Source organism: Rhizobium lentis, from assembly GCF_017352135.1.
Lineage (GTDB): Bacteria > Pseudomonadota > Alphaproteobacteria > Rhizobiales > Rhizobiaceae > Rhizobium > Rhizobium lentis.
The window spans coordinates 3,675,113-3,697,799 of record NZ_CP071454.1; the positions used below are offsets into that span (position 1 = coordinate 3,675,113).

The following is a 22,687-nucleotide window of genomic DNA, read 5'->3' on the forward strand; positions in this document are numbered from 1 at the left end:
CTCTGCCGTGCTGTAGAGTTCTCGGGGCGAGGAGTTGACTATGGACCAGACATCGATCCAGGCTTCTGACGCGGAAGCCGCGGCCGCAGGCACGCTGAAATACATGCCGGGCTTTGGCAACGACTTCGAGACGGAGTCGCTGCCCGGCGCCTTGCCGCAGGGCCAGAACAGCCCGCAGAAATGCAATTACGGTCTTTATGCCGAGCAGCTTTCCGGCTCACCCTTCACCGCGCCGCGCGGCACGAATGAAAGGTCCTGGCTGTATCGCATTCGCCCGAGCGTGCGTCATACGCGCCGCTTCTCGAACATCTCCTACCCGCTCTGGAAAACGGCGCCTTGCTTGGACGAGCATTCGCTTCCTCTCGGCCAGCTCCGCTGGGATCCGATCCCCGCGCCTGAGGAGAAACTGAGCTTTCTGGAAGGGGTGCGGACGATCACGACGGCAGGCGATGCCGCCACCCAGGTCGGTATGTCGGCCCATGCCTACGTCTTCAACGAGGACATGGTCGACGACTATTTCTTCGACGCCGATGGCGAACTGTTGATCGTGCCGCAGCTCGGCGCCATCAGGGTGTTCACCGAAATGGGCATCATGGACGTCGAGCCGCTGGAAATATGCCTCATTCCCCGCGGCATGATGTTCAAGATTCTGACAGTCGGCGAGCAGACGGCCTGGCGTGGCTATATCTGCGAGAATTACGGCGCCAAATTCACGCTTCCTGATCGTGGGCCGATCGGCGCCAACTGCCTGGCAAACCCGCGCGATTTCAAGACGCCCGTCGCCGCTTTCGAGGACAAGGAAACGCCCTGCCGCGTCCATGTGAAATGGTGCGGCAAGTTCTACGTGACCGAAATTGGCCACTCGCCCCTCGACGTGGTCGCCTGGCATGGCAATTACGCCCCTTACAAATATGACTTGCGGACCTTTTCGCCGGTGGGCGCGATCAGCTTCGACCATCCCGATCCGTCGATCTTCTCGGTGCTGACTGCGCCTACCGAGGACGCCGGCACGGCGAATGTCGACTTCGTGATCTTCCCGCCGCGCTGGCTGGTCGCCGAGCACACCTTCCGTCCGCCCTGGTACCACCGCAACATCATGAGCGAATTCATGGGCCTGATCCACGGTCAGTATGACGCCAAGGAAGAGGGCTTCGTGCCGGGCGGGATCAGCCTGCACAACATGATGCTTCCCCACGGGCCGGATGCGCTGGCCTTTGAAAAGGCGTCCAATGCCGAGCTCAAGCCGGTAAAGCTCGATCAAACCATGGCCTTCATGTTCGAGACCCGATACCCGCAGCAGCTGACGAAATATGCAGCCGAGCTCGAAACATTGCAGGATGATTATCTCGATTGCTGGGATGGCTTGGAACGCAAGTTCGACGGGACCCCCGGTATCAAGTGACGGCATCAAGTGACGATCGGCAAGCATACTGCTGCATGGGAAATGAGACATGAAACTCGCGACCTTGAAGGATTCCACCCGGGACGGCCGCCTTGTCGTCGTGTCCCGCGATCTGACCCGCTGTTCGGAGGTCGGTCACATCGCCCGCACATTGCAGGCGGCACTCGACGACTGGGAGCACGTCGCTCCGAGGCTTCGGCTGGTCGCCGAGGGCATCGAGACCGGAGCCCAGCCGACGATCCGGTTTCACGAACATGACGCCGCATCGCCTTTGCCGCGCGCCTATCAATGGGCCGATGGTTCGGCCTACGTCAACCACGTGGAATTGGTGCGCAAGGCCCGCGGCGCCGAGATGCCGGCAAGCTTCTGGACCGATCCGCTGATTTATCAGGGCGGTTCGGATGCTTTCCTCGCGCCGCGCGACCCGATCGAGATGGCCGATGAGGCTTACGGGATCGACATGGAAGGAGAGGTCGCGGTTATCACCGGCGACGTCGCCATGGGATCCAGCCCTGAGGCTGCCCGCGGCGCGATCCGCCTGCTGATGCTCGTCAACGACGTGTCGCTGCGCGGTCTGATCCCGGATGAGCTCGCCAAGGGTTTCGGTTTCTTCCAGTCGAAGCCCGCCTCGGCGTTTTCTCCGGTCGCGGTGACGCCGGACGAGCTCGCTGATGCCTGGGATGGCGGCAAGCTGCATTTGCCGCTGCTCGTGAGCTTGAACGGCAAGCCATTCGGCAAGGCGAATGCCGGCCTCGACATGACCTTCGATTTCGGCCAGCTGATCGCCCATGCCGCCAAAACCCGCCACCTCGTGGCCGGAACGATCATCGGCTCCGGCACGGTCTCCAATAAGCTCGACGGCGGCCCTGGCAAGCCGGTGGAAGAGGGGGGAGACGGCTATTCCTGCATTGCCGAACTGAGGATGATCGAGACCATCGAGGCCGGATCGCCGAAGACGCCCTTTATGAAGTTCGGCGATCAGGTGCGCATCGAGATGAAGGACCATGCCGGTCATTCGATTTTCGGAGCAATCGAGCAGACCGTCGAAAGATACCCGGGAGCGGGCCGGTAATGAGTGAGGTCGTTCTCTACGACTATTGGCGATCATCGGCGAGCTATCGTGTCCGCATTGCGCTCAATCTCCTGGGCGTCGAACATAAGTCCGTGCCGATCAACCTGTTGGACGGTGCCCACCGGACGCCGGACTATCTCGCGCTGAACCCGCAGGGGCTGGTGCCGACATTGGTGATCGATGGCAAGACGCTGACGCAGTCGCTGGCGATCATCGAGTATCTCGCCGAGACCCGGCCGGACTATGGACTGCTGCCATCGGACATCGCCGATCGCCAGCGTGTGCGGGCGCTTTCATATGCGGTTGCCATGGATATCCATCCGATCTGCAACATGCATGTCGTGACCCACCTCATGACGATGACCGAGAAGGCTGACGCCCGCGAGCAATGGATGAAGCATTTCATCGCCGACGGACTGCGCAAACTCGAAGCCATGATCGGTGAATTTAATGGAGCATTCAGCTTTGGCGATCGGCCGACGATGGCGGATCTCTGTCTGGTTCCACAGGTCTACAACGCCCGCCGTTGGGGAGTAGATATGACCGATTTCAGACGCATCGTCGACATCGACGCCAGATGCGCGGAACTGCCGGCGTTTCAGGCCGCGCATCCCGACCGGGTGAAGCCTTAGCTAGAACTCATCAGGCAAAGCGGCCCCTCCAGCCTCCCTCATTCCTGTGCCTGTCACAGGAATCCAGCCACGGCGCGTCCGCGCCGTGAATGACTCTCAGGGATAAAGCGTCTTCCGCGCCCAAGGACTTGGGCGCACTGGATTCCTGTGACAGGCACAGGAATGAGGGAGTGGAGAGCATATAGCAAGAACCGCGAAGCTACGTTTGCCGCTCCCGCTACCCCGCCCGGGACGGCGACATTACGCGTCCCGCCATGAAGAGAATATCGCCGCCTGGCCCAACCGCTTGCCCGCTTGATCGATCAGCTGCCAGACGGTGACGTTCTCGATCCAGAAACGGCGACCCGATTTCGCGATCCTGACGCCGCGCGCATTATCGACAAAACCATCGCGCGTGACGGCATCCAGCAGCCGCTGCCGTTCGGCGCGATCAGGCTGCTCGGCCGAAAGCCGCGAGGGCAGCAAGATGAATTCGTCCCAGCTATATTCGAAGCAGGTCTGCGCTGTCCGGTTTGCGTAGATGAAGCGCGGGTCGGGCAGGGTATTGTGGGCGAGGACCACGAAAGGCGCATGATTGTAAAGCCAGTCCGGCCCTTGGGCCTCCTCGACAAGATGGCGGCCGACGATGCGCTGGTAGCTGCCGGTAAGAAGGGAGAAGAAATCGGGATCGTTCGCCAGGTCGAGGGCGTGATTGTCATAGGTGGAAGTCACGAACTGCCTCGCTGGTCAAATACGTCGGTGCAGGCGACATAGCCGATATTCATTGCACGCGTCTATCATGCCTTGTGAACCGGAAGCCTTTTCGGCGAGGACCGTCATTTACCTTGTATTATCACTTCTGATTGTGATGCTTGCCAGAAGATCGCCCTTGTGCATTGATCTCGAGCTGCTGGGGTCGCTGTCAACATTCTCTGCAAAGCTATGTTCTTCGGACCGTAATCGGCGTCGGCGGTCGCCGATCATGTCGGGCTCCACGGGCAGGTGATTTCATCATCCGGCTATACAGAGCTGCCAAGCTATGCTGCGAATGACGACAGGAGAAATACAGGTGCTCGAGGGCCGGGTAGGAATGCGTAAATCCGTCTCGTTGATATCGCTGCTGCTGGCGTTCGTCGCCATCGCCGGAGAGCGGCATGCAGCAATTTCCTACCAACGTGTGGACGGCGGCGCGGCAGGCCGTGCTCTGGTGATAACGGGCGTGTTTGAATCCGACGATCCGATGCAGCTTGTCGACGAATACAGGCAGTACCAAGTGGACTACATCAGCTTTGACTCGCCCGGCGGAAACGTGATCTGCCGCACGAGTGTCGATCGCGAGGGGCCCCAGACGCTGCGGGCATGCAAACGGCGCGACGAACTCGGTCCGCTGCTCAATCGTGCCGACTGGTGTTATGGCCAAAAGGACGAAGCCGGAATAAACTGGGAGTGGCACAAATGCGATGCCAACTCCCGCCGATACGAATAAGTAGCCGGTCCGGAGGCAGCGACCGCGAAGTTCGCCTGAAGGAAGAGATCGGTGAGAACTCATATTCCAGAGTGAGGCCGAGCATGTCGGACGACGAGCATGTCCCTTCGAGTGCCGTTTCGTCGGGATCCGAAGATCCCGAAAAGCCTGCGGAGCGTTATAAACTCGGCCTCTGCCTTTCTGGCGGCGGCTATCGGGCCATGCTTTTCCATGCGGGATCGCTAGCCAGGCTGAACGAGGCCGGTCTTCTGGCGAAGCTCGATATGATTTCGTCCGTCTCGGGCGGATCGATCGCATCCGGCCTGCTGGCCTATGTGTGGCCACGGCTGATCTTCGAGAACGAGGTCGCCGTCAACTTCAAGACTGAATACGTCGACCGCATTCTGGCCTTCAGCCAGATATTCGCGGATGGGCCGAGCTTCCTGAAGGGCGTGTTCAATCCCTTCTCCAGCGCGGCCGAGGAAGCCGCCAAACTCTACGAGCGACATCTTTTCGATGGAAGGTCTCCAAGCCTGAGCGATCTTCCAAGTTCACCCTGGTTCGTATTTTGCTCCAGCAATCTCAGCACCGGTTCGCTCTTCCGGATGTCGAACCGCTATATCGCGGATTACAGGATTGGGGTGTCGTTTCATCCGGCACTTTCGCTTGCGACAGCGGTTGCCGCCTCGGCGGCATTCCCGCCTGTACTGTCGCCGCTGCGGTTGGACCTGTCCCAGTTTTCCTGGAAAAGGGAAAAACTCGATGACACCGTTGGGGACCCCGTTGCTCCCGACAGGGCAATATTGAGCGATGGCGGCGTTTACGACAATCACGGCATCGAGCCGGCGCTGAAACGTTGCGACTTTTTGCTTGTCAGCGACGCCGGAGCGCCTTGGCGAACTTCCACCCGCGGATACTGGAACTATCTCTCCCAGCTCAATCGCGTTCTCGATACGATGGACAATCAGGTGAGGTCGTTAAGGCGGCGAGACCTGGTCGGCGGCTTCAAGGCTGCAAAACGGGCCGAGATGCTCGGTCTCGACGATCTCGCGAAATCGGCTTTGCGGGCAAGAACGCGCGGCGTCTATTGGTCGATCGACAGCAAGGAAGCCGACCTCATGCCATATGCCTCTTACAGGCTGCCGCCATCATCGGTCGTTCCCTCTGAGGTCGGCACCTACCTCCATTTCCTCGGCGCGAGAGAGACGGAGCATCTGACGAACTGGGGGCACTACGTCTGCGACGCGATGCTCAACCGGTTTTATCAATCGCCCTTGGCTCCAGCGTCGGGGCCGCCGATAATTGCCGGTACCGTGAAGCCGTCTCGGGCGGCGAGGGTCAGCAAGCGCCTGTTCGATTTCCTGCCCTTGTGACGCGAAAGCTGGAGGTGCCGGCCCCCAGAGAGCCGGAAGGCGGAAACTCTGATAAGGCGAGGAAAGCGGCTGCCGAAAGGTGGCAAACCGACCATCCACGCTGGGTAGCTTCCGCTTATAACAGCATGAGAGGCCCAGTTACCCGGACCTCCCATAATGATTTCAGAACTGAAGAGCAGCAACCCCTCAGCTGCACCCGCTCGTCGCTCCGCACGTGTCGCACTTCTCGCAAGTGCCGTTCCGCACCATCGTGAAGTTCTGGCACTCCGAGCACATATTGCCGGTATAGCCCTGCATGATCGAGCGCTGGCGGCGTTCGGCTTCCATCTTCTTGGCTTCCGTCTTGGCCGTTGCCGCGTCGGCTGCCGCCTTGTCGGAGAAGAGGGCGGTCGCGTCGCTGGCGATCTCCTCGAGCACCTCTTCGGCGATCTCTTCGGCCAGTTCCTTGGCGCGCTCCTCGTAATCGCGCTTGAAGGCGACGATTTCGGAGGTGGAGACGGCGGTTGTCGGTTCCAGCTTACGGGCGGCGCTGCCGGCAAAGGCGGTTACCGTGCCGGTGGAAGCGGCGCGGGCAGGGGCTGCGGTGGCAGCTCCCTTGGGTTCTCCGACCTGGCGTTCGCCGCCGGTGCCGGGTACCAGGGTCGGCTTGTAGCCGCGGGTCCAGCCGGTCGAGAGCAGGTTGGTCTTACCTTCCTGGATGCCCTTGCCGAGCGCCGTGTTCGAGAAATCCGACGTGTCGACATGCGCGAGGTCATGGCGGCCGAGATAGGAAACGGCCAGTTCGCGGAAGACGTAGTCGAGGATCGACGTGGCATTCTTGATCGCGTCATTGCCGATGACCATGCCGGCCGGCTCGAACTTGGTGAAGGTGAAGGCCTCGACATATTCCTCGAGCGGCACGCCATATTGCAGGCCGAGCGAGATGGCGATGGCGAAATTGTTCATCATCGCACGGAAGGCGGCCCCTTCCTTGTGCATGTCGATGAAAATCTCGCCGAGGCGGCCGTCACCGAATTCGCCGGTTCTGAGATAGACCTTGTGCCCGCCCACGGTGGCCTTCTGGGTATAGCCCTGGCGGCGGTTCGGCAGCTTCTCCCGCTCGCGCGAGACGCGCTCGATCACCCGTTCGATGATCTTTTCGGTGACGGTGACGGCCTGCGCGGCGATCGGCGCCTGCAGCAGCTCTTCCAGTGCATCCTCGTCGTTGTCGTCCTCGATCAGCGAGGCGTTGAGCGGCTGCGACAGCTTCGAGCCGTCACGGTAGAGGGCATTCGCCTTCAGGCCGAGCTTCCACGAGAGCATATAGGCGTTCTTGCAATCCTCGACGGTCGCCTCGTTCGGCATGTTGATCGTCTTGGAAATTGCGCCCGAGATAAAGGGCTGGGCGGCCGCCATCATGCGGATGTGGCTTTCGACGGAGAGGTAGCGCTTGCCGATCTTGCCGCAGGGATTGGCGCAATCGAACACCGGCAGATGCTCGGCCTTGAGGAAGGGGGCGCCTTCCAGCGTCATCGCACCGCAAACATGGATGTTGGCTGCTTCGATGTCCTTCTTGGAGAAGCCGATATGCTCGAGCAGGCTGAAGCTCATATCGCCGAGCTGCTCGTCGGAAACCTTCAGCGTGTCCTTCAGGAAGTCGGCGCCGAGCGTCCACTGGTTGAAGACGAACTTGATGTCGAAGGCGCTCTTCAGAGCGGCGTTGACGGCATCCACCTTCTCGTCGGTGAAGCCCTTGGCCTTCAGCGTCGACGGGTTGATGGAAGGCGCCTGGTTCATGTTGCCGTGGCCGACGGCATAGGCCTCGATCTCGGCGATCTGGCTTTCCGAATAGCCGAGCGTGCGCAGCGCTTCCGGCACGGCGCGGTTGATGATCTTGAAGTAGCCGCCTCCGGCAAGCTTCTTGAACTTGACGAGGGCGAAATCGGGCTCGATGCCGGTTGTGTCGCAATCCATGACGAGGCCGATCGTGCCTGTGGGCGCGATGACAGAAACCTGCGCATTGCGGTAGCCGTGCTTTTCACCGAGCTCCAGAGCCTTGTCCCAGGCCGATTTGGCATGGGCGGCGAGATCCTGATCCGGATTTTCCGAGTGGATCAGTGCGACCGGGTCGATCGAGAGCGCCTCATAGCCGGAGGTTTCGCCATAGGCGGCGCGGCGATGGTTGCGGATGACCCGCAGCATGCTCTCGCGGTTCGGCGCGAAGTTCGGGAACGGGCCGAGCTCGCCAGCCATTTCGGCCGAGGTGGCGTAGCAGATGCCGGTCATGATCGCCGTCAGCGAACCGGCGATGGCACGCGCTTCAGCGGAGTCGTAGGGAATGCCCGAAGACATCAGCAGGCCGCCGATATTGGCATAGCCGAGGCCGAGCGTGCGGTATTCGTAGGAGAGTTCGGCGATGCGCTTCGACGGGAACTGCGCCATCATGACCGAAATTTCGAGCACGACGGTCCACAGGCGAACGGCGTGTTCGTAGTCGCCGATATTGATGCGCTTGGTGGCCTTGTCCTTGAACTGCAGCAGGTTCAGCGAGGCGAGGTTGCAGGCCGTGTCATCGAGGAACATGTATTCCGAGCACGGGTTCGAGCCACGGATCGGGCCGCCGGCCGGCGAGGTGTGCCAGTCGTTCATCGTCGTGTTGAAGTGGATGCCCGGATCGGCCGAAGCCCAGGCGGCGTAGGAAATGGTTTCCCAGAGGTCGCGTGCCATCAGCGTCTTCATCACCCGGCCGTCCTTGCGGGCGGTCAGGTTCCATTCGCCGTCATTCTCGACGGCGCGCAGGAAGTCGTCCTTGATCGAGACGGAGTTGTTGGAGTTCTGGCCGGATACCGTCAGATAGGCCTCCGAATCCCAATCCGTGTCGTAGGTCTTGAATTCGAGATCCTTATAGCCCTGGCGGGCGAACTGGATGACGCGCTGGACGTAGTTTTCCGGAACCTGGTCCTTCTTGGCGGCGCGGATTTCGCGCTTCAGGGCAGGGTTCTTGTTGGGATCGTAGCAATCGCCATTATCGCCTTCGCAATTGACGCAGGCCTTCATGATCGCCTTCAGATGCTTGGCGACGACCTTCGAGCCGGTGACGAGGGCTGCGACCTTCTGCTCTTCCTTGACCTTCCAGTTGATGTATTCCTCGATATCGGGATGGTCGATATCGACGACGACCATCTTGGCGGCGCGGCGCGTCGTGCCGCCCGATTTGATGGCGCCGGCGGCGCGGTCGCCGATCTTCAGGAAGCTCATCAGTCCGGAGGAGCGGCCGCCGCCGGAAAGCTTTTCACCTTCGCCGCGCAGCATAGAGAAGTTGGAGCCGGTGCCGGAGCCGTATTTGAAGAGGCGCGCCTCACGCACCCAGAGGTCCATGATGCCGCCTTCGTTGACGAGATCGTCCTCGACGGACTGGATGAAGCAGGCATGCGGCTGCGGATGTTCGTAGGCCGACTTGGACTTGGTCAGCTTGCCGGTGAAGGGATCGACATAGAAATGACCCTGGCCCGGCCCGTCGATGCCGTAGGCCCAGTGCAGGCCGGTGTTGAACCACTGCGGCGAGTTCGGAGCGACGCGCTGGGTGGCGAGCATATAGGCGAGCTCGTCCTTGAAGGCGGCCGCATCTTCTTCCGAGGAGAAATAGCCGCCCTTCCAGCCCCAATAGGTCCAGGTGCCGGCGAGACGGTCGAAGACCTGGCGCGCATCGATTTCGGAGCCTGTCTGCTCCTCCTTGGGCAGGGACTTCAGCGCCGCATCGTCAGGAACGGAGCGCCACAGGAAGGAGGGAACGTCGTTTTCCTCCACCTTCTTCAGCCGGCTGGGAACGCCGGCCTTGCGGAAATACTTCTGCGCCAGAACGTCGGTCGCGACCTGCGAGAACTGCGCGGGAACATCGATGTTCTCGAGGCGGAACACGATCGAACCGTCGGGGTTCTTGATCTCGCTTGTCGCCTTGCGGAATTCGATATCCGCATAGGCGCCTTGGCCGGCCTTCGTGAAACGACGTTCGATGCGCATAGTCTTGACCTCGCGTTGGCGCCCGTCCCCAGGGCGCAAAATTTCTATCCGGCGGCACTGTCCTCGTGCAGCCAGTCTCGTTTCCGTATCGTGACAGGGGTGTCATCCGGAGATGTCTTTCCTGTATCTTGTGGTGATGGTGGCTGCAAACACTAAATATAGTATTAACAGCTTATTATCGCCAGTCCCGATGTCACTTTTTTTGGAGGCTGAAAACTGCGCAAAGATCCCTCTGAGCCTGAGCCGCTCCCGGCGCAATGCCCTCAATCTGCGTCCTGTTTTTCAAAGGGAACCGGGCTCGTTACCTCCGGTCCTGTCGCCGCCGCAACATCAGGAACAGTAAAGTTGGAAACTGCTGATTCCGTCAAGGGCTGGTTTTTAATTGTATGGTAACCACAACATCTTGTGGATGCGCCTGTGGAGATTGGGGAAAGCCGGGGAGTGCTGAAAATACAATGACTTGCGGGCGTTCCCGGCTAAGGAAAATGCCGCAGCGGCAAAAAAGCGGGCTGCGGCAAATCTTGTGATGGCATTTCCGCCGCAAATGCGCATGCCGATTCGCTGGAGAAATCGGTAGCGTCAAAGTGCGCCGGGGATGGCGGCGCACTCCGATTTGTGGCGATCAACGCGCGCCCTTGGCGATCGGTTCCTGGTAGGTGAACCCCATGTCCCAGGGGAAATAGATCCAGGTGTCCTGGCTCACCTCGGTGATAAAGGTGTCGACGGTCGGCACGCCCTTCGGCTTGGCGTAGACGCAGGCGAAATGCGCCTTCGGCAGCATGGTGCGCACCTGGGCGGCGGTCTTGCCGGTATCCGTCAGATCGTCGACGACGAGCACGCCGTCGCCGCCGTTTTCAGCAAGCTCGGGCGCAATTCCCTTGAGCAGCACCATATCCCCCTGGTTCACATAGTCGTGGTAGGAGGCGATGCAGACGGTCTCGATCAACCGAATGTTCAGTTCGCGCGAGATGATCGCGGCCGGAACAAGGCCGCCGCGGGTGATGCAGACGATCGCCCTGAACGTCTGCTCCAGGCCGGCAAGCCGCCAGGCGAGCGCGCGCGCATCGCGGTGGAACTGATCCCAGGAAACGGGAAAGGCTTTATCGGGAAGGGACATCTGGCTGCTCCGCGGCATGATAGAGACGACACGCCGTTTGCCGGCGACCGGATGGGCTTAACGCAGCCATCGGCAAGCGGGAAATCGCACAGCCGGAATTGCGCGAGATCGGCCGAGGCTCGAAGCCCTCATCGGTCGCTGCAATTAGCGGGATTTGCCGGCAAAACGCAAGAGCGCCGATGATTGCGACAAGAAGGTCATCGCGACAACAGTGTCAGCGCCGTCATCGATTGCAGCACAGTCTTCGTCGTGCCGCCGAAGATCATCTGCCAGAGCCAGGAATGCGTGTAGGCGCCCATGACGAGAAGGTCGATGCTGCTGTCGGAAAGCCGGTTCTCGATAATATGCGAGGCATTCTTGTCCACGCTCTGGGCCGTCGAAAGCGTCGTCTTCACGCCGTGGCGGGCAAGGGCAGCGGCGATCTCCGCACCCGATGTCAGCGGCAGCGCCGATTCGGCCGGATCGACCGAAAAGATTTCCACCGCGTCGGCCGCCTTCAGGAACGGCAGCGCGTCGAAGGTCGCGCGCGCCGCCTCCTTCGAGCCGTTCCAGGCGATCAGCACGCGTCTGATCGGCTTCGGCTGACGGATGATATAGGGGATCATCAGCACGGGACGGCCGGTTTCGAAGAGGAAGCTGTCGACATCGACATGGCTATCTGAGGGGGTGGCCGGGTCGGCCTGCGAGGCGATCAACAGGTCGGCGCTGCGCGCGCTTTCGATCAGCGGTGCAGAACCGTAGCCGGTCGATGTGGCGAAGCTGCGCCATTCGGAGGAGGCGCCGGCGGCTTGTGCTCTGGCACGAAAGATGCGTTCCACGGCGATCGTTTCGCCATGCGCCATATCCTGCAGCGCCTGCACGGCAACGGGATCGGGAATTTCCATCGGCGCCACCAGCGGCACGGCCGATATGCTTTCGGCATGCAGACCGATCACGTGAGCACCGCTGTCTGCGGCAATGGCAAAGGCGAAATCGGCGACGGCGGCGCTGTTGTCTGCTGTATCGAGAATGGCGAGAATGGTTTTGTAAGACATATCAATTCTCCTTGCGCTGACATGGCGTGCGCGGGGAAGGAATGCCCCGGACCGTTCTCGCGTTCCTTGACGGGGATCAAGGCTCGCTCCCAGTTCGGTTTTCTCCTCAAGCCTCGGCGGAACGGTTTTCTGCAGAGTCCTTCTTCTGGCGGATGGCCTCGATCATCGCATGCACCTCAGCGCCGGCCGCATCGATCGCCGCCTGCGCGCGGCCGCGCACGACGATCTCCGTCGAGAATTTTTCGCCGATATAACGCGGGTAGGAACCGATGCTGGTGTCCGGATGCGCTTTCTGGATCGCCGCGAGCGGGGTGCCGATATCACCTTCGCCGTAAGGGCAGGCGATGGCGAGCGAGAGCACCGGCGTTCCAGTACGAAGTGTCGGCAGCACATTGTCGACCATTGCCTGGAAGACCTGCGGCACGCCGGCCATGACATAGACGTTGCCAATGATGAAGCCCGGCGCCGTCGACACCGGATTGGGTATATGGACGGCACCCCGCGGCATGCGCGCCATGCGCTGGCGCGCCTCGGTGAATTCCATCTCGCGGCGACGGTACATATCGGCAAGCAGCGTCATTGCCGCTTCATCATATTCGCAGGGCAGGCCGAAAGCCTTGGAGATCGCATCGGCGGTGATGTCGTCATGCGTCGGCCCGATGCCGCCCGAGGTGAAGACGTAATCATATCTCGCGCGAAGCGCATTCAGCGCCTCGACGATCGCTTCCTCGTCGTCGGCGACGATGCGCACCTCCTTGAGGTCGATGCCGGAAAGGGTCAGCAGATCGGCGAGGTGACCGATATTTTTGTCCTTGGTGCGGCCGGAAAGCAGTTCGTCGCCGATGGCGAGCATGGCGGCGGTGACGACGGTGGCATGGCTCATGGGGTGTTCCGTGATGTGAAGCTGGTCAATAGGTAGCGCCGTTCGGCCGCTTTGCAAACACCCGAGCATGATGCCGAAACGTGTAAGCGGCCTTTGGACAACATCAAAAAGGCCGCAAAACATCCCCTTGACGAATCCGCCTAAGTCGTTGATCTGGGACTGACGCGGGCGTGGCGAAACTGGTAGACGCAAGGGACTTAAAATCCCTCGGCCTTAGGCTATACGGGTTCGATCCCCGTCGCCCGCACCAGCCTACGCTCTGTGAGCTTCGGCTCGGCGAGCCGAAGAGAGCAGCCAAGCGAAGGCTGTCGCGCCGTAGTTCCGTCAGGAGCGAAGGCTGTCGCGCCGTAGTTCCGTCAGGAACGAAGGCGGACTGGTTCTATAATGAATCGTGTTTGAATATGCCTATATATTGCGCGCAAAAGCGCGTTATTGCTTGACAATGACATTTTCGGTGCAAGGATTGCGCCGCGATCGGTGAGTAAGTGTTGTCTTGTGGGAGTAAGACGATGGTTTACGATTGGAGCGGGACCAGGGTTCGGCGCATCCGGATAGTCAAAACCAGTGTCGCATTTGTTCTTGCAACTGTTGTGGCTGCGATATCGCTGTTTTTCGGCGCAACGGAATTGTCAGGTTTCTGACCCGCGATAATCAGCCTTCTGCGAAAGGCAGGCTGTTTGGAGTCTTGCTCTCGCGCCACTTGTTGATCACCCAGCCAGCCAGCAGCCCAAGGGCGGAGCCCATGGCCTTGATGCCGGCGTCGTGCAGGCGGGGATGACGGGTCGGCGTGAGGTACTGCAGATATTCGATTGCGACCGCACCGATGATCAGCAGCACGGCCACCAGTTTCCACTGTTTCGGGTAGGCGAGCGCGAAGGCGAGGCCAAGGAGGACATAGGCGACGCCGCGGTCCGTATTGACCGTCGTGATCGTATCCGGTCTCAGCCCGATCGGCGAAACCGTGACAAAGAGGATGAGCGCGAGCAACAGCCAGGCGAGCGGTCTTGCGAGTTTGAAGATCATCATCGCTCCATATAAGTGGCAGGCCTATTGTTTGACAGTTAAAATCAGTCCATCTGCCGCCGATTTTGCGATTGGCTTAAGAAAGGCTTCGCGGCGCCGAACCGGAAATGGCGGCAGCGGGCTTTCTTTTGCCGGCCGGCCCGTGCCATAGCGGCGGTGGCTAACCTTTTGGGAATGGACCACGCCCGTGACGAGACTTGAAGTCGAAAACGCCGAAGAGGCAATGCGCAGCCTCTTCCCGGCAACGCCGCTGCAGCTCAATGACCATCTCTCGGCCCGCTACGGCGCCGATATCTGGCTGAAGCGCGAGGATCTGTCGCCGGTACGCTCCTACAAGATCCGTGGCGCCTTCAATTTCTTCCGCAAGGCGATCGGGCAGGGGGCGGCCGGCAAGACCTTCGTCTGCGCCTCGGCCGGCAATCATGCTCAGGGCTTTGCCTATGTCTGCCGGCATTTCGGCGTGCCGGGCGTCGTCTTCATGCCGGTGACGACACCGCAGCAGAAGATCGACAAGACGCGTATGTTCGGCGCCGAATTCATCACCATCCGGCTGTTCGGCGACTTTTTCGATCAGTGCTACCAGGCGGCGCGCGAGCACGTCGAGGCGGTCGGCGGCGTCATGGTGCCGCCCTTCGACCATGCCGACATCATCGAGGGGCAGGCGACCGTCGCTGCCGAAATCATGCAGCAGTTGCCGGAGGGAACGGTGCCCGACATCGTCGTTCTGCCGGTCGGAGGCGGCGGCCTTGCAGCCGGCATCACGGGCTATCTCGACGGCACCGTACCGAAATCGGCCTTCGTCTTCGCCGAGCCTGCCGGCGCGCCGAGCCTCAGGCGCAGCATCGAGGCAGGCGAGGTGACAACGCTTGCCAAGGTCGACAATTTCGTCGACGGCGCAGCCGTCGCCCGCATCGGCGATCTGAATTTTGCCGCTCTTCGCGATTTTCCGGCAAGCCAGGTGCATCTGATGCCGGAGAACGCCATCTGCGTCACCATTCAGGAGATGCTGAACGTCGAGGGCGTCGTGCTTGAGCCGGCCGGCGCCCTGTCGCTGACGGCGATCGCCGCGATGGACGCCGGGGCCATCCGCGGTAAGACCGTCATCGCCGTCGTCTCCGGCGGAAATTTCGATTTCGAGCGTCTGCCTGACGTAAAGGAAAGAGCCATGCGCTACGCAGGGCTGAAGAAATACTTCATCCTGCGGCTTGCCCAGCGCCCCGGCGCGCTCCGGGATTTCCTCAATCTGCTCGGCCCCGACGACGATATCGCCCGTTTCGAATATCTGAAGAAATCGGCGCGCAATTTCGGCTCGATCCTGATCGGCATCGAAACCAAGGCGCCCGAGAATTTTGCTCGGCTGATCGCAAATTTCGAAGCCGCCGGCATGGGTTACGAGGATATCACCGAAAACGAGATCCTCGCCAATCTGATCATTTGACTTGGCGGAAACGATGCCGCCGTGCTAAAGGCGGATCATGGCTTCGTTCATATCAAATCTCTTTTCGATGTTCTCCGGCGGCGGCAAACCGGCTTCGCAAACGGCGGGCCCGTCCGGCGAGCCGCAGCTTTACGGCGATTGCACGATCTATGCCGAGCCGCGCAAGGAAGGCAGCCAGTACCGCCTGGCCGGTCGCATCGAAAAGAAGGTCGGCGACGAGGTACTGGTGCGGAATTTCATCCGCGCCGATCTCTTCTCCTCCTCCGATGATGCGATCGAGTGCACGGTACGCAAGGCGCAGCAGATCATCGATCAACACGGCCCGTCGCTCTTCGGTGACGGCGAGAAGCTGCGTCAGGTCTGAAGTCTCGATCCGGTCCGGATCGCCGGACGGAAATTCGTTGCTTTTCAATCGTATGACTTGGGTGTTCATCCGAAATGTGCAAGCGCGCTCACGCAATCTTAAAGGATTGCGATGAAAGCTATGGCCTGCGGGATTTGCGGGACATCTTCGTGTTGGACTTTTTCGGACGATCGATCAAAGGATCCGCTGTCGCGATTGTCGCGCCCATGCGGCGCCGGCCTGCAGGCGAGGTGCCGTAATGGAGATGCTCAACCTCGCTCTCTTTATCGTCGAAGCCGTCGCCTATTTCGGGCTGATGGTGACGCTTCTGCACTTCCGCCATCGGCTCGGCCTCGGGGTCTTCCTGACGGCGCTCGGCGTCATGCATTTCATGGAGACCTATCTGGCGGCGGTCTTTTACGTCTCGCTGCCGTTCGGGGATGTGTCGCCGGGTTCATCCGTCTTCTTCTCCGGCAAGCTGATGATGATCCTCATGCTGTATCTGTGGGAGGATGCCGCGACGGTGCGCCAGCCGATCTATGGCTTGTTCCTCGGCAATCTGCTTACCGTCGCCATTGCCTGGGTGCTGCAGCTGCACCAGCCGCTGCAACTGGCGTCGAACCACACGCCAGACGTCGATTTCCTGAAGGAGATGGGCTGGCTGATGGTCTGGGGCACGGCGCTGCTCTATGTCGATTCGCTCGGCATCATCCTGCTATATGAAAAGCTCGGCGATTATTTCCGCCGTCGGGTCGTGTTGCGTTTCATGATCTCGGGTTTCGTGCTGCTGACCTTCGACCAGGTCGGTTTCTTCGCGGCGCTGCACTATTTCCTCGATGTGCCGATCGCCGTATTCTGGGGTGGCTGGAAGGCGAAGATGCTCTCCGTCTGCCTCTTTGGGGCGATGTTTGCTATTTATGAATATCGTATCCGCCGGCTTGGCGCTGACGCCGCCGCACGCTCCATCAGCGACGTCTTCGGCGACCTTACCTTTCGCGAACGCTACAACGACCTTCTCGAGCGCACCGGCCGCGATATGCTCACTGGCGTCTATGACCGCACGCGGATGGAGCTCGAGGCGCCCCTGATGCTGCGCGAGGCCTTGAGGCAGGGGCTGTTTGCCACCGTCCTCATTATCGACGCCGATCACTTCAAGGATGTCAACGACGGTTATGGCCATCTTCAGGGCGACGAGGTGCTGAAGGCGATTGCCGGCCGGCTCGGCACGACGCTGCGGTCAAGCGACCGCGTCTTCCGCTTCGGCGGCGAGGAATTCGTCGCCGTATGTCCGGGCACCAACCATGAGGAAGGGCTGCTGCTTGCCGAGCGTTTACGCTGGACGATCGCGACCAGCGTCAAGACGCCTGATGACAGGCCGGTCACGGTCAGTATCGGCGTTGCGACCGCCGACGAGGACGGCGTCGATTTCACGACCGTGCTCTCGGCTGCCGACCGCCGGCTTTACGCGGCAAAGAAGAGCGGCCGCAACTGCGTCGTCGGCCATTCCGGCGTCGTCAAACTCGGTTAACCCTCGATCAGCGCAGTGCGGCGGTCGCCGATAATAATCGCAAGCCTTCGACGACTGACCGAAGTCGGTGACAGATGGGCCGGACAAATCTGACTTTGCCCGGACGCGCTTGCTCAGGCGGCGCGAAAGATCTTGGCGCCGGAGGGCGCACTTGTCATGCCGCCGTCGACGGTGATCTCGATGCCGGTGACATTGGCGGAATCATCCGATGCCAGGTAGAGCGCCGCCTTGGCGATTTCGTCGGCTTCGCTCATGCGACCGAGCGGGCTCAGGCCGCCCATGCGAGCCTCGAGCGCCGACATCGCGTCTTCTGTCGGTGCCATCGGCGACCAGATCGGCGTCTTCGTGCCGCCGGGGGTCACTTGATTGACGCGGATGCCGCGCGGCGCGAGTTCGGAAGCCATATTGCGCGTCATCGCCCGGACCGCCGCCTTGGTCGCTGCATAGGCGGACCAGCCGGGAGCGCCGAGCACGGCATGCACCGAACCGTTGAGAATGACCGAGGCGCCGTCGCTCAGATGCGGCAGCGCCCCTTGGACGGTGAAGAACACCGCGGTGAGGTTGGTGCTGATGATCTGGTTGAACTGCTCCGGCGACGTGTCGCCGAGCGGTGTCGCGCCGCCGATGCCGGCATTGGCGAAGACGATATCGAACTTGCCGATCTTTGCGGCGGCTTCCGCAAAGGCCTTCTCAGTGGCGGCGGCATCGGTGACATCGAGCTTCAGCGCCAGCACCCCCGCCCCAAGCGCCCGTTCGGCGGCAGCGAGCGTTTCCGGATTGCGGCCGGTAATCACCACGCGCGCGCCTTCGTCGGTAAACACTTTGGCGGTCGCAAGACCGATACCGCTGTTTCCGCCGGTGATCAGGGCAACCTTGTTTTGTAGACGCATGATTCATGCTCCTCTTGGAAATGACAACGATCAGGATTATGATCGTTATCTATAAGGATTACGAGCGTAAGCTAAATGTGTCAAGTCGGGTGGCAGGAGAATTGCGATGGGGCGTTCGCAGCTGGAAAAACAGAAGACGCATGAAAAGATTGTCGAGATCGCCTCGAAGCGGCTGCGTGAGGAGGGGCTCGAAGGCGTGGGCATCGCCGATCTGATGAAGGAGGCCGGACTGACCGTCGGTGGCTTCTACAAGCACTTCGCTTCCCGTGACGATCTCGTTGCCGAGGCGATCGAGTCCGCCTTCGATTCATGGGGTCGCGGACTGGAGGCAGAGGGGGTGGACCCGACAAAGATGACGGCTGCCGATGTCGCCGATCGTTATGTCAGCACCTATCACCGCGACAATCCCGGCCAAGGCTGCCCTTTCGCTGCACTGACTTCCGACATCGCTCGCAGCGGTGAAAAGGCGCGGGGCATAGCGACGGAGCGGCTCGAGCGAAATTTCGAGGCTCTGTCCGGCAAGGCGACGGGTGCGAGCGAAGAGCAAAGACGGCGAAAGGCGATCATGGCTTTCGCGATGATGGCAGGCGGCGTTGGCCTTGCCAGGGTTTCCTCGGATGAGGGGCTTTCGGCAGAAATCCTGGCGACGGTCCGGGATTTTGTCGCCGGTATCGACAAATGACAAACGGCCGGCAAGAGCCGGCCGTTCCGCGAAGCATTCAGGAGCCGATCAGGCGGCCAGCGCGATTTCCTCCACGCGCGACTTGGCGGCGCCAATGGCCTTTTCGGCGGCTTCCGGGCCGAAGGCCAGGCCTTCGACATAGATGGTCTCGATATCGGTGATGCCGAGGAAGCCGAGAACCGACTTCAGGTACGGCACGGCATGGTTCAGAGGGGCGGCCGGTCCCTGCGAATAGACGCCACCCGAGGCAAGTACCACATAGACCTTCTTGCCGGTCAGGAGGCCGACCGGGCCGTTTTCCGTGTACTTGAACGTCACGCCGGCGCGGGCGACGTTGTCGATCCAGGTCTTCAGCGACGAATAGATGTTGAAGTTGATCAGCCCTGTGCTGATGACGATCGTGTCGGCGGCAAACAGTTCGGCGACGAGTTCGTCGGAGGTCTTGACGGCGGCGGCTTCCTCGGCGGTGCGGGCTTCGGCCGGCTTGCGGATCGCGCCGGTGAAGAGGTCATCGATGTGCGGCAGCGGATTGGCGGCAAGATCGCGGCGGACCACGACGCTGCCCGGCTTCTGGCTCTTCAGCTTTTCGGCGAGATCGACGGCAATCGGCGTGGAGAGCGATTCGGCACGCGGACTGGACGTCAGAAGAAGAATGGACGACATGGAGCATTTCCTTTCGAATTGATCTTCACGGCCCGTTGTTGGGAGGTGAGCCGCAGTGTCGATGAGGAAAATAGGTCTGGCCTGCTATCGAAAAAACGGTGATAATGTCGATCGAAACTATCGATGGAATGGATGGAAGATGCTCCCGAACCCGACCCTGGATCAATTGCAGGTGTTTTTGACCGTTGCCGAAACCGGCAGCTTTTCGGCCGCGTCGCGGGCGTTGAACCGGGCGCAGTCGGTCGTCAGCTATACGATCGCCAACCTGGAGGCGCAGCTGGAGGTGCCGCTTTTCGAGCGCTCCGGCGCACGCCAGCCGAAGCTGACCGAGGCGGGCAAGGCGATGCTCGAGGATGCGCGCCGCATTCTGGGTGACCTGCAGGTCATGCGGGCGCGTGTCAAAAGCCTGAGGGAAGGTCTCGAAGCGGAGGTTTCCGTGGCCATCAGCGTCATGGTGCCCTCGCAGGCCGTGGTGGACGTGCTGCACGAATTCCGCGAGAGGTTTCCGACCGTTTCATTGAACCTCAATGTCGGCGAGCTCGGAATGGTCATGGACCTCGTCCTAAGCGGCAAGGCGACGATCGGCATCGGTGGCGCGGTCCTCAAGCCGGACGATTCGATCATCACGGAGCGGATCGGCCATTCCTTCATGTTGCCGGTTGCCGCGCCCAACCATCCGCTTGCCCGCATCGGCCGGCCGTTGACACTCGGCGACGTCCGCGAGGAGGTGCAGCTCGTCGTCACCGACGCCTCGGGCCGCACGAAGGGACGGGATTTCAACGTCTTGTCCTACAAGACCTGGCGCGTCAGCGATATCGCGACGAAACACCAGCTTATCAAGGCCGGTCTTGGCTGGGGCGGTCTTCCAGCCCCCATCATGCATGACGACTTGCGGCGCGGCGCACTCGTCCATCTCGATCTCGATGCCTATGAACAGGGCGAGTACGCCATATATTCGATGCGCCAGCTCGCCAACCCGCCCGGGCCCGCGGCCAGCTGGATGATCGACGCGTTCCGCACGCGGCTATCCCAATGCCCCAACCAGGCCGATTTCCATGCCGAAATGGCGGAGCTGCGCGACACCGTTCCGCCGCTTGCAGCTGAGTGACGAAGGCGCGGGTGTGCCGCGCCTTCGCTGGGATCTGCCTGCTTAGAGAACGAGCCTGAACTTCGAGAAGCCGTCCGCTCCTTCGCCGGCCTCCTCGATCTTGACGCTTTTGACGGCGGCGAGAAACTGCTTTGCCTTCGGCCCGCTGTCGAAGGTCACGGTCGTGCCCGGCAGCGGTTTGAAGGTCCAGTTCGCATCGGCCGACGGATTGATCGTGCCCTGGTCGTGGACATAGCGGACGATGACGTCACGATTGGTATCAGGCGCCTGGAAGATCACCTTATCAGCCGCGATCTCCGGGAAGCTGCCGCCGCCGCCGGCGCGGTAATTGTTGGTGACGACGACGAATTTCTGCGCGGGATCGATCGGCTTGCCGTCGAAGGCGAGGTTCTGGATGCGGTTGGCATCCGGGTTGATCGGCTTGCCGGATGAGTCATATTTCGGCGGCTGCGACAGGTCGATCTGGTAGGTCACGCCGTCGATGACATCGAAATTGTAGGACGGGAAGTCTTTGTTGAGGAGGGCCGCATCCTTCGCGCCGGCTTCGATGTGGTTGAACATCCCGGCCGACATTTCGAGCCAGTTCTTCACCTGCGCGCCGGTAATGGCAACGGCCTGCACTGTGTTCGGATAGAGGTAGAGGTCGGCGACGTTCTTGATGGCGATATCGCCGGCCGGAACGTCGGTATAATAGTCGGCGCCGCCGCGGCCGCCGGCCTTGAAGGGAGCCGCGGCTGAAAGCACCGGCAGATCCTTGTACTCGGTGTCGGCGAGCATCTGCTTGATGTACCAGGTCTGGGCCTGGCTGACGACTTGTACCGAAGGATCGTCTGCGACCAGCGCGAAATAGGAATAGAGTGGCGCGGAGGTCTTGCCGACGGGGGTGCGGACATAGGCAAGCGTCGCCTCATGCTCGGCCTTGGCAGCTTCCACCACATCCTTCTTGTCGGCGTAGTCGGCGATCACCTTCTTCTTGTCGTCACGATGGTAGATCGGCCGCGCTTCCGCGGTGAAATCGACGATCTTCCAGCTGTTGCCGTCCTTTTCGAGCAGCAGGTCGATAAGGCCGAGATGCGATCCCCAGAAGCCGGCCATCACGGCGGGCTTGCCGTGCAGCGTGCCCTTGGCCGGATCGGCATTGGCGATGCCGTCCCAACTCTTCGGGCCGGGGAAGACGAGATGCTGGTGGCCGGTGAAGATCGCATCGATCCCGTCGACGGCGGCGAGATGCAGCGATGCGTTTTCCATCTTTTCGGATGGCGCGCTGCCATCGATGCCGGAATGGGAAAGAGCGATGACGATATCGGCGCCGGCTTCCTTCATCGCCGGAACCCAGGCCTTGGCGGCCTCGACGATGTCACGCGTTTGCGCTTTGCCTTCGAGGTTCTTGATGTCCCAGAGCATGATCTGCGGCGGTACGAAGCCGATGAAGCCGATCTTGACCGGGCTCTCCTTACCGGCGCCGTCCTTGATCTGCTTTTCTACGATAATATAGGGCTTGAAGAAGAGGTCGTCTTGCTTCGGATCCGAGGCGAGCTGGCCCTTGGTCAGGTTGGCGCAGACGAACGGGAAGTTCGCGCCCGACAGCACCTTGAACATGAAGTCGAGCCCGTAGTTGAACTCGTGATTCCCGAGCGTGCCGACGGTATAGCCGAGCGTGTTCATCGCCTTGATCACGGGATGGACATCGCCGTCCTTCATACCGTGCTGATAGGCCATGTAGTCACCCATCGGATTGCCCTGAAGAACGTCGCCATTGTCGATCAGCAGCGAGTTGACCGCCTCGGCGCGGATCGCATCGATGATCGTCCCGGTGCGCGCAAGACCCATCGTGTCGTTCGGTTTGTCGGCATAATAGTCATAGGGGAAGACGTTGACGTGAATATCCGTTGTTTCCATCAGCCGGAGATGCGCCTGGTTGGCGCTGGCCCGTGCGCTGAAAGGGTGGAGCAGCACCAGCGCAGAGGTGGCGGCAAGGCCGCCAAGCAAGGAACGGCGGCTCATTAGGCCAACATCGAAAATAGAAGACATGAAAGCTCTCCTTCAAAGATCATGC

19 protein-coding genes and 1 tRNA gene are annotated in these 22,687 nt (G+C 60.9%); 11 read left to right on the forward strand and 9 right to left on the reverse strand.

Features of this window, described 5'->3' with window-relative positions:
- The first annotated feature begins 40 nt into the window (after positions 1–40).
- Genes hmgA through maiA form a run of 3 tightly spaced genes read left to right on the forward strand, consistent with a single transcriptional unit; the run spans position 41 to position 3,106 of the window.
- Positions 41–1,402, forward strand: a complete 1,362-nt coding sequence (gene hmgA / locus J0663_RS17695) for a homogentisate 1,2-dioxygenase (protein WP_207241698.1) — start codon at positions 41–43, stop codon at positions 1,400–1,402.
- Positions 1,403–1,451: 49 nt separating this feature from the next.
- Complete coding sequence (locus J0663_RS17700; RefSeq protein ID WP_207241699.1) at positions 1,452–2,474, forward strand: fumarylacetoacetate hydrolase family protein; 1,023 nt, start codon at positions 1,452–1,454, stop codon at positions 2,472–2,474.
- On the forward strand, positions 2,474–3,106 hold the full coding sequence (maiA, locus tag J0663_RS17705; RefSeq protein WP_207241700.1) for a maleylacetoacetate isomerase: 633 nt from the start codon (positions 2,474–2,476) through the stop codon (positions 3,104–3,106). Before J0663_RS17700 ends, maiA begins: the two co-directional genes overlap by 1 nt.
- Before the next feature lie 240 nt (positions 3,107–3,346).
- Here maiA and J0663_RS17710 read toward each other — a convergent pair whose 3' ends face one another.
- Complete coding sequence (locus tag J0663_RS17710) at positions 3,347–3,817, reverse strand: MEKHLA domain-containing protein (protein WP_207241701.1); 471 nt, start codon at positions 3,815–3,817, stop codon at positions 3,347–3,349.
- 316 nt (positions 3,818–4,133) lie between these two features.
- On the opposite strand from J0663_RS17710, the gene J0663_RS17715 reads away from it, so the two are divergent.
- Positions 4,134–4,571, forward strand: a complete 438-nt coding sequence (locus J0663_RS17715) for a hypothetical protein (RefSeq protein WP_246590304.1) — start codon at positions 4,134–4,136, stop codon at positions 4,569–4,571.
- 83 nt (positions 4,572–4,654) lie between these two features.
- Positions 4,655–5,923: a patatin-like phospholipase family protein gene (locus J0663_RS17720; RefSeq protein ID WP_207241702.1), complete on the forward strand. Its 1,269-nt coding sequence runs from the start codon at positions 4,655–4,657 to the stop codon at positions 5,921–5,923.
- Positions 5,924–6,109: 186 nt separating this feature from the next.
- Here the strand turns inward: J0663_RS17720 and J0663_RS17725 are convergent, their stop codons facing one another.
- The 4 genes from J0663_RS17725 to J0663_RS17740 all read right to left on the reverse strand — a co-directional run bounded on the left by J0663_RS17725 (position 6,110) and on the right by J0663_RS17740 (position 12,956).
- Positions 6,110–9,922, reverse strand: coding sequence for a vitamin B12-dependent ribonucleotide reductase (locus J0663_RS17725; RefSeq protein ID WP_207241703.1), 3,813 nt, complete (start codon positions 9,920–9,922; stop codon positions 6,110–6,112).
- A 622-nt stretch (positions 9,923–10,544) separates the two neighbouring features.
- Positions 10,545–11,039 carry a xanthine phosphoribosyltransferase gene (gene gpt, locus J0663_RS17730; protein WP_207241704.1) on the reverse strand — a complete coding sequence of 165 codons (495 nt, stop codon included), beginning with the start codon at positions 11,037–11,039 and terminating at the stop codon, positions 10,545–10,547.
- A 197-nt stretch (positions 11,040–11,236) separates the two neighbouring features.
- On the reverse strand, positions 11,237–12,073 hold the full coding sequence (locus J0663_RS17735; protein WP_207241705.1) for a universal stress protein: 837 nt from the start codon (positions 12,071–12,073) through the stop codon (positions 11,237–11,239).
- Between the two features lie 106 nt (positions 12,074–12,179).
- A complete protein-coding gene (locus J0663_RS17740; RefSeq protein ID WP_207241706.1) occupies positions 12,180–12,956 on the reverse strand; it encodes a competence/damage-inducible protein A in 777 nt (258 codons plus the stop codon).
- 164 nt (positions 12,957–13,120) lie between these two features.
- Here J0663_RS17740 and J0663_RS17745 point away from each other — a divergent pair.
- Positions 13,121–13,206 (forward strand) — tRNA-Leu (locus J0663_RS17745).
- Between the two features lie 401 nt (positions 13,207–13,607).
- On the opposite strand, the gene J0663_RS17750 is transcribed toward J0663_RS17745, so the two are convergent.
- Positions 13,608–13,982 carry a VanZ family protein gene (locus J0663_RS17750; protein ID WP_207241707.1) on the reverse strand — a complete coding sequence of 125 codons (375 nt, stop codon included), beginning with the start codon at positions 13,980–13,982 and terminating at the stop codon, positions 13,608–13,610.
- A gap of 184 nt (positions 13,983–14,166) precedes the next feature.
- Here J0663_RS17750 and ilvA point away from each other — a divergent pair, with 184 nt between their 5' ends.
- From ilvA to J0663_RS17765, 3 genes are all read left to right on the forward strand, one after another.
- Positions 14,167–15,417, forward strand: coding sequence for a threonine ammonia-lyase (gene ilvA, locus J0663_RS17755; protein ID WP_207241708.1), 1,251 nt, complete (start codon positions 14,167–14,169; stop codon positions 15,415–15,417).
- A gap of 37 nt (positions 15,418–15,454) precedes the next feature.
- Positions 15,455–15,781, forward strand: a complete 327-nt coding sequence (locus J0663_RS17760) for an HlyU family transcriptional regulator (protein WP_207241709.1) — start codon at positions 15,455–15,457, stop codon at positions 15,779–15,781.
- 238 nt (positions 15,782–16,019) lie between these two features.
- Positions 16,020–17,288 carry a GGDEF domain-containing protein gene (locus J0663_RS17765; RefSeq protein ID WP_207241710.1) on the forward strand — a complete coding sequence of 423 codons (1,269 nt, stop codon included), beginning with the start codon at positions 16,020–16,022 and terminating at the stop codon, positions 17,286–17,288.
- A gap of 113 nt (positions 17,289–17,401) precedes the next feature.
- Here J0663_RS17765 and J0663_RS17770 read toward each other — a convergent pair whose 3' ends face one another.
- Positions 17,402–18,178, reverse strand: a complete 777-nt coding sequence (locus tag J0663_RS17770) for an SDR family oxidoreductase (protein WP_207241711.1) — start codon at positions 18,176–18,178, stop codon at positions 17,402–17,404.
- 106 nt (positions 18,179–18,284) lie between these two features.
- On the opposite strand from J0663_RS17770, the gene J0663_RS17775 reads away from it, so the two are divergent.
- Positions 18,285–18,860 carry a TetR/AcrR family transcriptional regulator gene (locus J0663_RS17775; protein ID WP_207241712.1) on the forward strand — a complete coding sequence of 192 codons (576 nt, stop codon included), beginning with the start codon at positions 18,285–18,287 and terminating at the stop codon, positions 18,858–18,860.
- Positions 18,861–18,908: 48 nt separating this feature from the next.
- Here J0663_RS17775 and J0663_RS17780 read toward each other — a convergent pair whose 3' ends face one another.
- On the reverse strand, positions 18,909–19,523 hold the full coding sequence (locus J0663_RS17780) for an FMN-dependent NADH-azoreductase (protein WP_207241713.1): 615 nt from the start codon (positions 19,521–19,523) through the stop codon (positions 18,909–18,911).
- Positions 19,524–19,662: 139 nt separating this feature from the next.
- Here J0663_RS17780 and J0663_RS17785 point away from each other — a divergent pair, with 139 nt between their 5' ends.
- Complete coding sequence (locus J0663_RS17785) at positions 19,663–20,631, forward strand: LysR family transcriptional regulator (protein WP_207241714.1); 969 nt, start codon at positions 19,663–19,665, stop codon at positions 20,629–20,631.
- A 42-nt stretch (positions 20,632–20,673) separates the two neighbouring features.
- Here J0663_RS17785 and J0663_RS17790 read toward each other — a convergent pair whose 3' ends face one another.
- Positions 20,674–22,662, reverse strand: a complete 1,989-nt coding sequence (locus J0663_RS17790; RefSeq protein WP_207241715.1) for a bifunctional 2',3'-cyclic-nucleotide 2'-phosphodiesterase/3'-nucleotidase — start codon at positions 22,660–22,662, stop codon at positions 20,674–20,676.
- Positions 22,663–22,687: the final 25 nt, after the last annotated feature.